The sequence below is a fragment of the Jeotgalicoccus sp. WY2 genome (assembly GCF_018437745.1).
Taxonomy (GTDB): Bacteria; Bacillota; Bacilli; order Staphylococcales; family Salinicoccaceae; genus Jeotgalicoccus; species Jeotgalicoccus psychrophilus.
In genome coordinates, this window is record NZ_CP049818.1 from 2,319,457 (window position 1) to 2,333,354 (window position 13,898).

The window sequence follows — 13,898 nt, forward strand, 5'->3', positions numbered from 1 at the left end:
GTCGGTACTCTGGGCAGGAGTACAAGCTCCGCCGGAAGATATCGAAAAAATCGCAACAGACATGGATATCATGATTGACTCATTCAAAGGACTTGGCGGAGTATTTAAAGGATATAAAGAATCTAAAGCTGCGCGCCGCCGCGTAGAAGACTGGCTTGAAGAGCAAATTCTTGAAACGCGTAAAGGCAATATTCACCCGCCTGAAGGTACAGCGCTTTACGAATTCGCACATTGGGAAGACTATCTTGGCAACCCGATGGATTCAAGAAACTGTGCGATCGACTTAATGAACACATTCCGTCCATTAATCGCGATCAACAGATTCGTAGCATTCGGTTTACTTGCAATGCACGATAATCCGATTACTCGTGAAAAAATTAAGAGCGAGCCGGACTATGCATACAAGTTTTCACAAGAAGTTCGCCGTTTCTACCCGTTCGTACCATTCTTACCTGGTAAAGCTAAAGTAGATATCGACTTCCAGGGAGTTACAATTCCGGCTGGCCACGGTCTTGCAATAGATGTGTACGGCTCAATGCACGACGAAACACTTTGGGAAAACCCGAATGAATTCCGTCCGGAAAGATTCGAAGACTGGGACGGTTCACCGTTTGACCTTATTCCGCAAGGCGGCGGAGACTACTGGACTAACCACCGCTGTGCCGGTGAGTGGATTACAGTAATCATCATGGAAGAAACAATGAAATACTTCGCAGAAAAAGTAACTTATGATGTACCGGAACAAGACTTAACAGTCGACCTTAACAGTATCCCTGGATACGTTAAGAGCGGATTCATCATTAAGAATGTTCAAGAAGTCGTAGACAGAAAATAAGAGTGGATATAAAGAACGCGCAGTCCCGGTTAACGGGCTGCGCGTTCGTTTTGTGATAAAAGTGAAGAGATAATCATTTAAAACTGTTACTGCAGACGTTCTCTTGGTCCTGTGTATTCCATCATGCCGCCTTCAACATTATGAGCAGTATAGCCGTTAGCGTTCATATAGTCCTGAACGCGTTTAGAGCGTCCGCCTGCTTTGCAGACGATGTAATAGTCTTTATCTTTATCAAGCTCGGCATCATCCAGATTAAATGTACTCATTGGATAATGCTCGGCGCCGGGTAAGTAGCCTGTTAATTCCAGTTCATCGGTTTCCCGAACATCGATTACGACGTTGTTCTTATTATTTTTAACTGTATCAATTTGTGAAATGTTTATATCCATTTTCATGTCCTCCCAATTCTATTTTACAAATTCAATTTTATCACAGTTAAATTGTTGTTATAATAAAAGAGTATTTAAATAAACTTGAGGTGTTATATGCAGACAGGAAAAATTATTAAAGCGCTAAGCGGCTTTTATTATGTAGAATCGAATAATGAAGTGTACGAGACACGTGCACGCGGCCGCTTCAGAAAAACTGAAGAAAGCCCGCTCGTCGGCGACTATGTTGAATTCCAAATAGAAAATGTTGATGAAGGCTATATTACAGCAATTCTGCCGCGTAAAAACTCGCTCAATAGACCGCCGGTCGCAAATATTGACCAGCTGCTGTTAACGACGAGTTTAAAATCTCCCGATTTCAGTTTTTATCTGCTGGACCGCTTTATCGCCTACAGTGAGGCAAATGATATAAAACCGGTCATTATTGTAACAAAAAATGATCTGAGTGAAGACGAGGCACTTATAGAAAAAATTAAATTCACATATGCATCGACTTACGAAGTGCATTTTACCGATAAAGAGCATATTAACGAAGATTTGAAATACGTATTTAATGGTAAGCTCAGTGTACTTGCCGGGCAGTCCGGTGCAGGGAAGTCGACGCTGTTAAACACCTTGCTGCCGCATCTGAATTTAAAAACAGATGAGATTTCAAATGCGCTGAACCGCGGAAAACATACGACGCGCCACGTTGAATTAATTAGTATCGACGGCGGTTTTATCGCAGATACTCCAGGCTTTGCAACGATTGATTTTCTAAATATCGATAAGTACAATATTAAATTCTGTTTTATCGATTTTAATCAGTACAGCTGTAAATTCAGAGAATGCCTGCATATTAACGAACCGAAGTGCGGTGTGAAAAAAGCAGTTGAATCCGGCGAGCTTGCAGAGTCGAGATACAACAGCTATGTAAAAATATATAATGAAATTGATAACAGAAAAGAGAGGTATTAGATATGGCTAAAGTGCTACCGTCATTACTCGCAGGTGATTTTTCAAAACTTGGTGCCGATATTAAAGAAATGGAAGCAGCGGGGGCAGATATTTTTCATTTGGATATTATGGACGGCCAGTTTGTGCCGAATATTTCATATGGTATTCCTGTATGTGAAGCCATTGCTAAAGAAGCGTCGATTCCCCTTGATGTTCATTTAATGACATACGATCCGACGCAGTTTGTCGATGATTTTAAAAATATGGGTGTTGCTATGCTGTCGTTTCATATTGAAGCAACACCTCATGCACACCGTGCTGTTCAGCTGATTAAAAGTAAAGGTATGAAGGCGGGAATCGCACTGAATCCTCAAACATCTGTTGAAGCAGTCCGTCATCTTTTAAATGACATTGATTTCGTGTTAATTATGACAGTGAACCCGGGCTTCGGCGGACAGAGTTTTATCGACTCATGTGTTGATAAACTGGATGAACTTGTTAAAATCAGAGAGAATTTAACGAATAAATTTGATATTGAAGTCGATGGCGGCATTAACGATAAAACAGCTGAACTCGTTAAAGCACACGGTGCGAATTTACTGGTCAGCGGGTCCTACTTATTTAAAGCAGACGATAAAGCTGCTGTCATCAGCGCCCTGAAGGAATGATTATATGAAACATATTAACGTGCTGCTGCGGAATATTCCATTCACAGTGCAGAATGATGCACCGTGGGCGGGTGTCGATGCAGGAGTCAAAGGACTGCTTGAGGCAGATATTCCCGTTTTGAAAGCATACGGTGACTTTGACAGTGTGACCGAAGATGATTTGAAATTATTCAAACAAAGCTTAGCACTCGATATTGTTCCGAGTGCTAAAAATTTTACTGACAGTGAACTTGCACTATTGTCATTGGCTGAACTGGGGTATACAGCGATTGATGTATATGGTGCCTTAGGCGGCAGAAAAGATCATGAACTGATGAATATTCAGCTGCTGGCGCACGAAGAACTGCGTAACATTGATATCCGGCTGTTAAATGAAACAAATGAAATTATGCTGCTGACAGAAGGCGAATATATACTTCCGAGAGATTATGACAAAAAGTATGTCTCATTTATTCCGCTTACGATGATACACTCTTAACGCTCGAAGGTTTTAAATATGATTTGAGGATACATACGTAAGTATCGGAAGAACGTTAACTGTAAGTAATGAATATAATGAAAAAAATGTTGTAATTAATACTGATAAAGATATATTAATGATTAAATCAACAGATTAGAGGTGAGTGAATGATATTTGCAGGTGCTCTCGCTAACTCGTTAGCGATTATTATCGGCGGCGCGCTTGGAATGGTATTTACTTTTATTCCGGAGCATATTAAAGATGCGATTATGAAAATACAGGGATTATTTATTATTACGATGGGAATTCAGATGGTCGTCGGTGCAACCGATATTCTAACGACGCTTATATCACTCATCATCGGAGTAGTCATCGGGGAAGTAGTTAAACTCGAAGAACTGCTCAACCGTTTCGGACACTTAATGGAAGTTCGTCTCGGTGATAAACACGGTGGTAATATCTCCCAGGGCCTGATTTCCGGGATGCTGATTTTTATCGTCGGGGCAATGGGAATAGTCGGCGGTCTGGATGCCGGGCTGCAGGGCAACAACGATGTACTGTATACGAAAGCGACGATGGACTTCTTTATCGCACTTGTAATGACAACCGCCTACGGCCGCGGCGTCATATTGTCCAGTATTCCGACATTTTTCTACATCGCGGCAATTATTATCAGTGCACGTCAGATAGCGAACTTTATACCTGGAAACATACTCGACATGATGGTCGACCAGGTCAGTGCGACAGGCGGGGTAATCCTTCTTGCTATCGGACTGAATATGCTGAACGTTACACACATGCGTGTCGGTAACATGATACCCGCAATATTTATCGGGATGTTTATCGTCTGGCTGCTGTCGTTCTTTTAACTTATAAAATCCGCCCGAAATTATTTCAGGCGGATTTTTGGTGTGCAGGAGCTGGGCAGTGCGGGAGGTCTGGGGTATCCGGACAACATATGAGCGGGTGACATACCAGTCCCTGGGTATCCGGATACATATGAACGGGTGTCATGCCAGTCCCTGGGTATCCAGGTACATATGATCGGATGTCATGCCAGTCCCGGGGTATCCTGATACATATGAACGGGTGTCATGCCAGTCCCGGGGTATCCGGATACATATGATCGGATGTCATGCCAGTCCCGAGGTGTCCGGGTACATATGAACGGGTGTCATGCCAGTCCCGGGGTATCCGGATACATATGAACGGGTGTCATGCCAGTCCCGAGGTATCCGGACACATATGAGCGGGTGACATACCAGTCCCGGGGTATCCTGATACATATGAACGAGTGTCATGCCAGTCCCGGGGTATCCGGATACATATGATCGGGTGTCATGCCAGTCCCGGGGTATCCGGATACATATGAACGGGTGTCATGCCAGTCCGAGACCGCAAAGACTAAAAATAAACATAAAAAAACTGGTACCACTTGTGTAAGTGATACCAGTTTTTAAATTGAAGTATTAAACACGTTCAACTTTACCTGATTTTAGCGCGCGAGCAGAAACCCAAACTCTTTTAGGTTTGCCGTCAACCAAGATTCTAACTTTTTGAAGGTTAGCTCCAAAAGTTCTTTTGCTTGAGTTAAGCGCGTGAGAACGGTTGTTACCAGATCTAGATCTGCGTCCTGTTACATAACATTCTTTCACCTTAATCCCACTCCTTTAATTTAATTTACATAATCATGTTCATCTGTTCTTTATGCATACTCCAATATGCATTAATTCGCTATTATTGTCTATATATTTCGCACAAAAGCGATGGTTTTTAAAAGTGATAAATTGCTTAATTACAGTATGATATGAATTTTTTTCAAATACTATTTGAGTGCCCGTATGATTAATACTTTAAAAAAGTTGTTTACGCTGTAATTCTACATGGTACGATAGTCTGGTGTGAAAAATGAGTACGGAACTCAAAATTCTATTGTAAAAATAAAACGTAAAAAGGAGGAAAGGTACATGTTTAAATTACTGCTGTTTGTGGGAATTATGCTCGCCGTATTAATTATTGCACTGGCTTTTATATTCCGGCATGAGCTGGCAACGCTCGGACATAAGTACAATAAATATGATGAAGTGAAAAAGCTGAAGCATGAAATTAAACGTAAAAATATTACATATGATGCGCATATGAAAAAGTTCGGACATACTGTAGAGGCAGAAATGCTGGAAAAAGAAATAAAAGAACTAGAACAACTTAAGATAGAAATGGAGCAGAAAAAATGAAAAAAATATATACAGCAATAGGTGTCGGAGTTTTAGTTATTGCAGGACTCATCGCGGGTCTGATTTTAATGGTATCGAAAGTTGAAAACGGACATGTGGGTGTTATTTACAGCATTAATGGCGGCGTGCAGGATGAAGTGCTCGGTCAGGGCTGGCATCTTGTTTATCCGACGGAGCGTGTGATTGAATATCCGGTTCGGACACAGAATAAAAACTACGAATCACTTGCAGTTGCAACGATTGATGGTAAGACAATTAATATGCCGGTAGCACTGAACTATCATGTGGACAGTGAAAAAGCATCGGCAGTCTATAAAAAATTCGGCAACATTACAATAGAAGATTTAGAAGAAGGTTACATAAAAACCCGTATTAATGATGCCTTGCGTCAAACTGTGTCGGATTATACAGTAATCGAGGCATTCGGTGAACGCATCGGCGATATTAAACTTGAAACAATTGCAATTGCGAAAGACGATCTTGAAAAAGACGGAATTATTATTGAGGACATTATGCTGAGCGCACCTCAGCCGGATGCTGAAACTCAAAAAGCGATAGATGACCGTGTGAAAGCAACTCAGGAGCTGGAGCGCAAAAAAACAGACAAGCTGATTGCAACTGAAGAAGCTGAACGTAAACGTATTGAAGCAGAAGGTGAAGCCGAGGCCAACAGAGTGGTTCAGGAATCCCTAAGCGAAGAAGTATTGATGCAGCAGTTAATTGAGAAATGGAATGGTACACAGCCAATCTCAATCGGCGGCGAAGGTGTTATCGTAGATCTGCCGCAGGCCGAGCCAGAGGAAGAAGCAGCAGGAGAATAAAAATTATTGATAAAACACGCACTGTTCCTCTGGGACTGAGCGTGTTTTTTATAACTGCGATGTATATGAAAGGCTTGAGAATGCTTTTATCGGCTGCAGAATTTCTCCTGAGGACGTATTATGAGTGTTTAAGCAAAATGCAGTATGATATAATATTAACGATAACAAACAAACGAAAAGTTAACTTAAGAGCCTGGTAAATACTATAATAACACTTGTATTTACACCGGTGATTTGCTTATAATTAAATGATGTATTAGGAGGCGAAATAAATGGCGCTGGAAATTGAAAATGAATTAGGAAAAATTGAGATTTCTACAGACGTAATAGCAAACATTGCTGGCGGTACCGTCGTCGAATCTTACGGCGTAGTCGGTATGGCTTCTAAAAACCAGGTCCGCGACGGATTTGCGGAATTGCTTGGTAAAGAAAATTATTCACGCGGCGTAATTGTCGAGCACAATGAAGGTAAACTGACGATTGAACTGTATATTATCGTTGGATACGGCGTGAAAATTTCAGAAGTGGCGGCAAACGTACAATCAACAGTAAAATATAAACTTGAAAAAACATTAGGCTTAAGTATTGAAGCTGTAAATATACACGTACAAGGTGTACGCATTATCGGCGGAGACGAATAGTTGGGGAGGATTTACAATACAATGGATAAGATAGATGGCTTGATGTTCCGCCGGATGATTTTGAGCGGGGCGAGTAACCTGAAAAAAAATGCTGATTATGTAGATTCATTAAACGTTTTCCCCGTCCCTGACGGTGATACGGGTACTAATATGAATCTTTCGATGTCTTCAGGGGCAGCTGAAGTTGAACCGCTTGACGACGCTCATATAGGAAACGTAGGGAAACATTTCTCTAAAGGACTTCTTATGGGTGCACGCGGGAACTCAGGTGTTATTCTTTCGCAATTATTTAGAGGATTCTCTAAAGCGATCGAAACAAAAGAAGAAATCGACACAGATGACTTTATCGAAGCGTTAAAGCAAGGTGTAAACACTGCATATAAAGCGGTAATGAAACCAGTTGAAGGTACAATTTTAACTGTCGCAAAAGATGCAGGGAAAAAAGCGGAAGAGTTTAATGGAAGTGATGTATCGATGGTCGAGCTGATCACTACGACGCTTGAAGAAGCAAAAGCTTCACTTAAACGCACACCAGACTTGCTTCCTGTACTGAAAGAAGTCGGCGTTGTCGATTCAGGCGGCCAGGGACTCGTGTACGTATATGAAGGTTTCTTAAGCGCACTTACAGGCGAAGAAATTCCCGACAATCCTGCACAGACAGTCGAGTCATTTACTGACGATGGGCATGACCACGATAACGACTTTAACGATTTTATGAGCGTAGACGACATTGAACACGGCTACTGTACGGAGTTTATGGTGCGTTTTGAAGATGATAAACGCCAGTTCAATGAAGATGACTTCCGTAATGAAATGAGTGAATTCGGTGACTCACTGCTCGTAATAAATGACGATGAAATTGTCAAAGTACACGTGCACACTGAGAGACCGGGAGAAGCTTTCACTTATGCTGCAACTTACGGTGAGCTCATTAAGATGAAAGTCGAAAACATGCGTGAACAATTCAGAACTGTTCACGGTGAGAAAAATAAAGCTGCTGAAAAGCAGTCTTACGATACGGCAATTATTACTGTTTCTTCAGGAGACGGCATCAATGAACTGTTCAAGAGTATCGGTGTTACACACGTCATTAACGGCGGTCAAACGATGAATCCGGCAACGGAAGATATTGTGAACGTTATTAAAGGCGAGGATGTTAAAAAGGTTATTATTCTGCCGAACAATAAAAATATAATCATGGCAGCAGAACAAGCGGTGGAAGTACTTGAAATTCCGGCGATTGTTGTAGCGTCAACATCGATTCCAGAAGGACTTGCAAGCATGCTCAGCTTTAATCCGGAAGCATCACTTGAAGATAACAAAGCTGCAATGAGCGAGTCACTTGAACATGTTCAAACAGGACAGGTGACTTATTCAGTCCGAGACACTAAAATAGATGGTGTGGACATTAAAAAAGACCAGCATATGGGTATTGCCGAAGGTAAGATTATTACTGCCAACGATTCTAAAAAGGACGCACTTCATACGCTTATCAGTAAAATGATTAACGAAGATACTGAAATCATTACAATACTGATCGGTGAAGACGGTACTGAAGAAGAAGTTGAATCAGTAATTGAAGATATTGAAGGCGCACATGAAGATGTTGAATTTGAAATTCATAATGGTGCACAGCCAGTCTACAGCTATTTAATATCTGTAGAATAGCAATATCAGCCACATCGGTGATTCCGATGTGGCTTTTTGGACTTTAGGGGGGGATATATAGAAGTTTAAAAGTGTTTTTGATATAATCGGTCCAGTAATGGTCGGACCGTCATCATCACATACAGCAGGAGCTGCAAGAATTGGGCTGCTTGCAAGAAGTCTGTTCGGCGGTCAGCCGGACAAGGTGGACATCTATCTGTACGGCTCGTTCCGCGATACATATCAGGGACACGCGACAGACGTTGCACTCCTTGGCGGAATTCTCGGCTATGACACCGACGACGAAAGAATTATCAACGCCAAAAAAGAAGCTGAAAACAATAACTTAACTTATAGTTTTATCGAAATGAATGAAGAACGCTCTCATCCGAATACAGCGGTGCTCCATTTATAAAGGCGAAGAAGAGCTCGTCATCGAAGGAGTATCAATTGGCGGCGGGAAGATAGAGCTCGTGAGTATTAACGGCTACAACATTAATATTTCAGGTAACTATCACGCCTTGCTCGTGTTTCATAAAGATGAATTTGGAACGATTGCACGGGTAACGACAAAACTCGGCGATGAAAAGCTGAACATTTCACAGATGAGTGTGTCCCGTAAAGAAAAGGGACAGGTTGCTTTAATGACCGTTGAACTCGATGATACAATTTTACCGGGCGCATTAGAGGAAATAAGAGCTGTTAAAGGTGTCGACCGCGTAATTGAAATGACAGGAGGATAATTCATGTTTAACAGTATAAATCAATTAACAGAACGTGCACTGTCAGAAGGTATTTCACTGTCGGAAGTAATGGTCAGACAGGAAATGGAAGCGACGGGTCAAAGTTACCTCGATATATATAATTTAATGAAAACTAACTTAACGACGATGGAAAGTGCAGTCACAGAAGGGCTTGCAGGTGTAAATTCAACGACAGGTTTGACAGGTATGGATGCAGTTAAAATGCAAAAGTACATCGAGTCAGGCAAAGGGTTGAGCGGTGATCTTAACCTTATGGCGATTGCGTATGCAGTCAGTACGAATGAAGTAAACGCAGCAATGGGTAAAATCTGTGCGACACCGACAGCAGGCTCTGCGGGCGTTGTGCCGGGAGTATTATTTGCGATGGTTAAAAAAGATCCATCGATTACAGAAGAACAGAAAATACGCTTCCTGTTTACATCGGGAGCATTCGGTTTTGTTGTTGCGAATAATGCAAGTATCTCAGGTGCTGCAGGCGGCTGCCAGGCGGAAATCGGCAGTGCCAGCGCAATGGCTGCAGCCGCACTCGTTGAACTCGCAGGCGGTACGCCTGACATGAGTGCGCATGCATTCGCGATTGCAATGAAGAACATGCTGGGTCTGGTGTGCGACCCTGTTGCAGGACTCGTAGAAGTGCCATGTGTTAAACGTAACGCAGCAGGCGCAACGAACGCGCTGACTGCGGCAGATATGGCTTTAGCTGGTATTGAATCACGTATTCCTGCTGACGAAGTTATTGAAGCGATGTACAAAATCGGTTTAACAATGCCATCGGCATTACGTGAAACAGGACGCGGCGGACTTGCTGCAACTCCGACGGGAGAACGCTTGAAAGCTGAACTTTTCGGTGCGAAATAATGAGCGGCATTCACGCTGTTCAAAGTCCTGATAGAAGTATTAAAGAATTAAAAGGCGTCGGCGACAAGGTGGCGGATAAATTGTTTGCTCTGGAAATTACGGGCATGAACGATGTGCTCTTCTGCCTGCCGACGGCTTACATAGATCACAGTGTCGTCAACTTAAATGACGCAGAAGATGGTGCAAACCTGACCGTTGAAGGTACGGTAAAGACAGAACCTCAGGTGGCTTTTTTCCGTAAGGGTAAAAGCCGTCTGACGTTCTTTATGGATGTCGATGGTATTTACGTTAAAGTAACATTTTTTAATCAGCCGTATTTAAAGAGTAAAATCATCAATGGTGAATTTGCGCGGCTGTACGGTAAGTTTAACCGCAATAAGCTTGAAATTAACGGCACAAAATTAATCTTTGAAGCAGGCGGCGGCTATCAGGTGAAATACTCGCTTGGCGGTGTGATGCAGGCAAAAACTTTCCAGAAAATTGTCCGTTCAGCATTTGAGAGTGCAACGTTTAATGTTGATCTGCCGGAGGATTTAAAGAGGAAGTACAAGCTGATGCCGGTGCGTGATGCGCTGTATGCATTGCACTTCCCGGACAGCCATGAAATGGTCGCTGCCGCCAGGCGGACGATTAAATTTTATGAGCTGTATCACTATCAGCTTAAAATTATGGAGCGCCGTCAAAAAGAACGGGTCAGAAATGAAAGATTTATAGTCGATTATAATATCGATGAGCTGAGAGAATTTATCGACACGCTGCCGTTTGAATTAACAGGTGACCAGAAAAAAAGTGTCAATGATATTGCCGCGACTTTAAGCAGAATATATCGATGCACCGGCTTCTCCAGGGAGATGTGGGGAGCGGTAAAACGATAGTCGCCGGAATTTGTGTATACGCAGTAAAAACAATCGGCGAGCAGAGTGCCGTGATGGTGCCGACAGAAGTGCTGGCGAATCAGCACTACGAAAGCTTTAAAGATACGTACGGCAGCGAGCTGACAATTGCTAAACTCACGGGGACGACTAAGCCTGCCGAGAAACGGGAAATACTTGCGCGGCTCGCTTCAGGTGAAATTGATCTTCTCGTCGGGACACATTCGCTGATAGAGGACGACGTTGTATTCGATCGTCTATCATTTATAATTACCGACGAACAGCACCGTTTTGGTGTCAATCAGCGGGAAAAACTGAACCGCAAGGCTTACCGCAAAAACGTGCTGTACATGACCGCAACACCGATTCCGAGAACTTTATCGATTACATCTTACGGCGATATGGACGTTTCGTAATACGTGAAATGCCGAAGGGCCGCATTCCAATCGACACTGAATGGCGCCGGTTTAAAGAAATCGACTACGTGCTGGAGTTCGTTAAATCTGAAATCGATAAAGGGCACAGCGCCTATATCGTTGCGCCTTTAATCGAAGAATCGGAGACGCTCGATTTGAAAAATGTCTATGAAATTCACGAAATTTTTGAAGAATATTTCAGTCCGGAAGAAGTCGTCTTAGTCCACGGGCGGATGAAAGCTGAAGAGAAAAATGAAGCAATGCGTTCGTTTGAAGCGCTGGAAAAGCCGCTGCTCGTCTCGACGACGGTAATTGAAGTCGGCATTAACGTGCCGAACGCGACTGCGATTGTCATATTTAATGCTGAACGTTTCGGACTGTCCACGCTGCACCAGCTGCGCGGGGTCGGGAGAAGCAGTAAAAAGAGTTACTGTATTTTAGTCAGCGATCCGGCAACGGAAAATGCGAAACAGCGTATGGATATTATGACGAGCACGACAGATGGTTTTGTCTTAAGTGAACGCGACCTTGAAATGAGGGGGCCCGGCGATTACTTCGGCGTACGCCAAAGCGGACTGCCTCAGTTTAAAGTAGCGGATATTACAGAAGATTACAGAATACTTGAAGTGGCACGTGAAGAAGCGGTTAAAGTATATGAAAATAATAATTTATAAAATGTGCAGATGATTGGAGGAGGCCCATGAGAGTCTTAGTAAGAACCGCTGGTGTATTAATGATTTTCGCTGCGATCGTGCTGTTTTTCTGGCAGGATATACGCGAATATTTTACAGATCAGGTCAACGACCGTTTAATAACCGCCTACCAGGCCGGTGACGACGATGTTAAGCTGAACCCGATTGAAACATTCGTCACCGGCGCCAGGCAGGACACTAAAGGCATTAATATCGGTGACGATATGGCCGGCGTCCTTGAGATTGCCAGTGCGGATATACTCGAGCCCGTCTACATGGGTCCTCTGTCAGAAGAAAAATTGCGCAATGGTGTGAGCTTTTTAGAAGACACGGACAATCTTGATATGCAAAACATCCCGATAGCAGGCCACCGCGTCGAAGGCGCCGGTATCCGCTTCAACTATATTGACCGTGCGAGCGTCGGCGACGAGATAAACTTCATTACACGGGATGAAACCCGCGTCTATGAAATTACTGAAATGTTCGAAGTCGATCCATCGGAAGTCGGTGTCCTCGATCAGACTGCGGGCGACCCGCAGGAACTCACACTGATTACATGCGAGGAGTATAACCCGGAAACACTGCTGTTTGAAAAGCGGCTGATAGTGAAAGCCGAAATTGTTGAGGGCTAATATATTTGGTGCAAGAGCGTTAGTGAATTTGAAGTTATGTAAACTCATAAGCATCTGAATCTCTTTATCGAGTGGATTTAGGTGCTTTTATATTGGGCTGTGACGAGAATAACCCCATAACACTCGCAGAGTTTTCAGCGTGTTTCCCGGGCGACACTGTCTGACAAATCCGTTTATCGGACAGTGTCGTTTCTACAGTGTCTGACAAACCCGTTTATCGGACAGTGTCATATCTACAGTGTCTGACAAATCCATTTATCGGACAGTGTCACTTCTACAGTGTCTGACAAACCCATTTATCGGACAGTGTCACTTCCGACATTCAACGGTAAACTTTAAAAACTCGATCAGATTCCACGGCGAAATTTAAAATACTTCTTTAAATTAATTGAAATCAGGAGCCAGGTTTTATATACTGATTCTAGTGCTATATATAGATATTAATACCAACTACTAAAAGAGGAATCAGAATGGTGAAGCTAAAAAAACAGGAGCGTCAATCGAGTTTAGAGTCTCATATTTCCGAGGATCCGTTTTTAACGGATGAGCAGCTGGCGAATATTTTCGGTGTGTCGATTCAAACGATACGTCTTGACCGACTGGAACTGAACATTCCTGAGCTGCGTGCACGCATTAAAAATGTAGCGCGTGAGGGTGTTGATAAGATCCGCTCACTTTCTATCCAGGAAGTAGTCGGAGAGATTATCGATATTGAGCTTAATAAGAGCGCGCTGTCGCTTTTATCGTTGAAGAGAGCCACGTGTTTGAAAAGAATCATATTGCACGGGGTCATTTTTTGTTCGCGCAGGCGAACTCGCTCTGCGTTGCTTTAATCGACGAGCCGCTGGCGTTAACGCAGCATGCGGCGGTGGATTTTAAGCGTCCGGCGAAATTAAACGATAAAGTCGTTGCGAAAGCGAAAGTAACGGCGATGGACAATAATAAAGCGCACATCGAAGTGGAATCAAAAGTCGATGGCAAAGTAATTTTTATTGGTAAATTTGAAATGTATTATAATGAAGGTGAATAGAGC

At 43.0% G+C, this 13,898-nt stretch carries 18 protein-coding genes and 2 pseudogenes; 18 read left to right on the forward strand and 2 right to left on the reverse strand.

Features of this window, described 5'->3' with window-relative positions; genetic code table 11:
* Positions 1-61: 61 nt before the first annotated feature.
* Positions 62-835 carry a cytochrome P450 gene (locus tag G4D76_RS15590; protein ID WP_250130018.1) on the forward strand — a complete coding sequence of 258 codons (774 nt, stop codon included), beginning with the start codon at positions 62-64 and terminating at the stop codon, positions 833-835.
* Positions 836-921: 86 nt separating this feature from the next.
* Here G4D76_RS15590 and G4D76_RS13385 read toward each other — a convergent pair whose 3' ends face one another.
* The gene (locus G4D76_RS13385; protein ID WP_245573080.1) at positions 922-1,224 is read right to left on the reverse strand and encodes a rhodanese-like domain-containing protein; all 303 of its coding nucleotides are present in this window, start codon (positions 1,222-1,224) and stop codon (positions 922-924) included.
* Positions 1,225-1,320: 96 nt separating this feature from the next.
* Here G4D76_RS13385 and rsgA point away from each other — a divergent pair, with 96 nt between their 5' ends.
* The 5 genes and pseudogenes from rsgA (at position 1,321) to G4D76_RS13405 (ending at position 4,157) form a co-directional block, all read left to right on the forward strand.
* Positions 1,321-2,181, forward strand: coding sequence for a ribosome small subunit-dependent GTPase A (gene rsgA, locus G4D76_RS13390; protein ID WP_213810130.1), 861 nt, complete (start codon positions 1,321-1,323; stop codon positions 2,179-2,181).
* 2 nt (positions 2,182-2,183) lie between these two features.
* Positions 2,184-2,828 (forward strand): ribulose-phosphate 3-epimerase, encoded by a 645-nt coding sequence (gene rpe, locus G4D76_RS13395; protein WP_213810131.1) that lies wholly within the window; start codon positions 2,184-2,186, stop codon positions 2,826-2,828.
* 4 nt (positions 2,829-2,832) lie between these two features.
* Positions 2,833-3,306: a thiamine diphosphokinase gene (locus tag G4D76_RS13400; protein ID WP_213810132.1), complete on the forward strand. Its 474-nt coding sequence runs from the start codon at positions 2,833-2,835 to the stop codon at positions 3,304-3,306.
* Positions 3,307-3,343: 37 nt separating this feature from the next.
* Positions 3,344-3,445: pseudogene (locus G4D76_RS17285) on the forward strand (hypothetical protein); the annotation flags it as partial.
* Positions 3,446-3,455: 10 nt separating this feature from the next.
* The gene (locus tag G4D76_RS13405) at positions 3,456-4,157 is read left to right on the forward strand and encodes a DUF554 domain-containing protein (protein ID WP_213810133.1); all 702 of its coding nucleotides are present in this window, start codon (positions 3,456-3,458) and stop codon (positions 4,155-4,157) included.
* A 600-nt stretch (positions 4,158-4,757) separates the two neighbouring features.
* On the opposite strand, the gene rpmB is transcribed toward G4D76_RS13405, so the two are convergent.
* Positions 4,758-4,943, reverse strand: coding sequence for a 50S ribosomal protein L28 (gene rpmB, locus G4D76_RS13410; RefSeq protein ID WP_084135671.1), 186 nt, complete (start codon positions 4,941-4,943; stop codon positions 4,758-4,760).
* Positions 4,944-5,255: 312 nt separating this feature from the next.
* Here rpmB and G4D76_RS13415 point away from each other — a divergent pair, with 312 nt between their 5' ends.
* The 12 genes and pseudogenes from G4D76_RS13415 (at position 5,256) to G4D76_RS17295 (ending at position 13,895) form a co-directional block, all read left to right on the forward strand.
* A complete protein-coding gene (locus tag G4D76_RS13415; RefSeq protein ID WP_026858434.1) occupies positions 5,256-5,522 on the forward strand; it encodes a hypothetical protein in 267 nt (88 codons plus the stop codon).
* Positions 5,519-6,343, forward strand: coding sequence for a prohibitin family protein (locus tag G4D76_RS13420; RefSeq protein WP_213810134.1), 825 nt, complete (start codon positions 5,519-5,521; stop codon positions 6,341-6,343). The genes G4D76_RS13415 and G4D76_RS13420 overlap by 4 nt, the downstream gene beginning before the upstream one ends.
* A 272-nt stretch (positions 6,344-6,615) precedes the next feature.
* Positions 6,616-6,984: an Asp23/Gls24 family envelope stress response protein gene (locus G4D76_RS13425; RefSeq protein WP_213810135.1), complete on the forward strand. Its 369-nt coding sequence runs from the start codon at positions 6,616-6,618 to the stop codon at positions 6,982-6,984.
* Between the two features lie 21 nt (positions 6,985-7,005).
* Entirely contained in the window at positions 7,006-8,652 is a 1,647-nt protein-coding gene (locus tag G4D76_RS13430) for a DAK2 domain-containing protein (RefSeq protein ID WP_213810136.1), read from the forward strand.
* A 97-nt stretch (positions 8,653-8,749) separates the two neighbouring features.
* Positions 8,750-9,374: pseudogene (gene sdaAB / locus G4D76_RS13435) on the forward strand (L-serine ammonia-lyase, iron-sulfur-dependent subunit beta).
* 3 nt (positions 9,375-9,377) lie between these two features.
* Positions 9,378-10,253 (forward strand): L-serine ammonia-lyase, iron-sulfur-dependent, subunit alpha, encoded by an 876-nt coding sequence (gene sdaAA / locus G4D76_RS13440; protein WP_026858429.1) that lies wholly within the window; start codon positions 9,378-9,380, stop codon positions 10,251-10,253.
* Positions 10,253-11,128, forward strand: coding sequence for an ATP-dependent DNA helicase RecG (locus G4D76_RS15595; protein WP_250130019.1), 876 nt, complete (start codon positions 10,253-10,255; stop codon positions 11,126-11,128). Before sdaAA ends, G4D76_RS15595 begins: the two co-directional genes overlap by 1 nt.
* The gene (locus G4D76_RS15600) at positions 11,107-11,541 is read left to right on the forward strand and encodes a DEAD/DEAH box helicase (protein WP_250130020.1); all 435 of its coding nucleotides are present in this window, start codon (positions 11,107-11,109) and stop codon (positions 11,539-11,541) included. The genes G4D76_RS15595 and G4D76_RS15600 overlap by 22 nt, the downstream gene beginning before the upstream one ends.
* An 8-nt stretch (positions 11,542-11,549) precedes the next feature.
* Positions 11,550-12,215, forward strand: coding sequence for a helicase-related protein (locus tag G4D76_RS15605; RefSeq protein WP_250130021.1), 666 nt, complete (start codon positions 11,550-11,552; stop codon positions 12,213-12,215).
* A 26-nt stretch (positions 12,216-12,241) separates the two neighbouring features.
* Positions 12,242-12,865, forward strand: a complete 624-nt coding sequence (locus tag G4D76_RS13450; RefSeq protein WP_026858427.1) for a sortase — start codon at positions 12,242-12,244, stop codon at positions 12,863-12,865.
* Positions 12,866-13,335: 470 nt separating this feature from the next.
* Complete coding sequence (locus G4D76_RS17290; RefSeq protein ID WP_371814517.1) at positions 13,336-13,698, forward strand: hypothetical protein; 363 nt, start codon at positions 13,336-13,338, stop codon at positions 13,696-13,698.
* On the forward strand, positions 13,662-13,895 hold the full coding sequence (locus G4D76_RS17295) for a hotdog domain-containing protein (RefSeq protein ID WP_371814518.1): 234 nt from the start codon (positions 13,662-13,664) through the stop codon (positions 13,893-13,895). Before G4D76_RS17290 ends, G4D76_RS17295 begins: the two co-directional genes overlap by 37 nt.
* Positions 13,896-13,898 lie beyond the last annotated feature (3 nt).

Coding starts and splice junctions, on each gene's coding strand:
- G4D76_RS15590 (WP_250130018.1), top strand. CDS start 62: ATGGATATCATGATTGACTCATTCAAAGGACTTGGCGGAGTATTTAAA.
- G4D76_RS13385 (WP_245573080.1), bottom strand. CDS start 1,224: ATGGATATAAACATTTCACAAATTGATACAGTTAAAAATAATAAGAAC.
- rsgA (WP_213810130.1), top strand. CDS start 1,321: ATGCAGACAGGAAAAATTATTAAAGCGCTAAGCGGCTTTTATTATGTA.
- rpe (WP_213810131.1), top strand. CDS start 2,184: ATGGCTAAAGTGCTACCGTCATTACTCGCAGGTGATTTTTCAAAACTT.
- G4D76_RS13400 (WP_213810132.1), top strand. CDS start 2,833: ATGAAACATATTAACGTGCTGCTGCGGAATATTCCATTCACAGTGCAG.
- G4D76_RS13405 (WP_213810133.1), top strand. CDS start 3,456: ATGATATTTGCAGGTGCTCTCGCTAACTCGTTAGCGATTATTATCGGC.
- G4D76_RS13415 (WP_026858434.1), top strand. CDS start 5,256: ATGTTTAAATTACTGCTGTTTGTGGGAATTATGCTCGCCGTATTAATT.
- G4D76_RS13420 (WP_213810134.1), top strand. CDS start 5,519: ATGAAAAAAATATATACAGCAATAGGTGTCGGAGTTTTAGTTATTGCA.
- G4D76_RS13425 (WP_213810135.1), top strand. CDS start 6,616: ATGGCGCTGGAAATTGAAAATGAATTAGGAAAAATTGAGATTTCTACA.
- G4D76_RS13430 (WP_213810136.1), top strand. CDS start 7,006: ATGGATAAGATAGATGGCTTGATGTTCCGCCGGATGATTTTGAGCGGG.
- sdaAA (WP_026858429.1), top strand. CDS start 9,378: ATGTTTAACAGTATAAATCAATTAACAGAACGTGCACTGTCAGAAGGT.
- G4D76_RS15595 (WP_250130019.1), top strand. CDS start 10,253: ATGAGCGGCATTCACGCTGTTCAAAGTCCTGATAGAAGTATTAAAGAA.
- G4D76_RS15605 (WP_250130021.1), top strand. CDS start 11,550: ATGCCGAAGGGCCGCATTCCAATCGACACTGAATGGCGCCGGTTTAAA.
- G4D76_RS13450 (WP_026858427.1), top strand. CDS start 12,242: ATGAGAGTCTTAGTAAGAACCGCTGGTGTATTAATGATTTTCGCTGCG.
- G4D76_RS17290 (WP_371814517.1), top strand. CDS start 13,336: ATGGTGAAGCTAAAAAAACAGGAGCGTCAATCGAGTTTAGAGTCTCAT.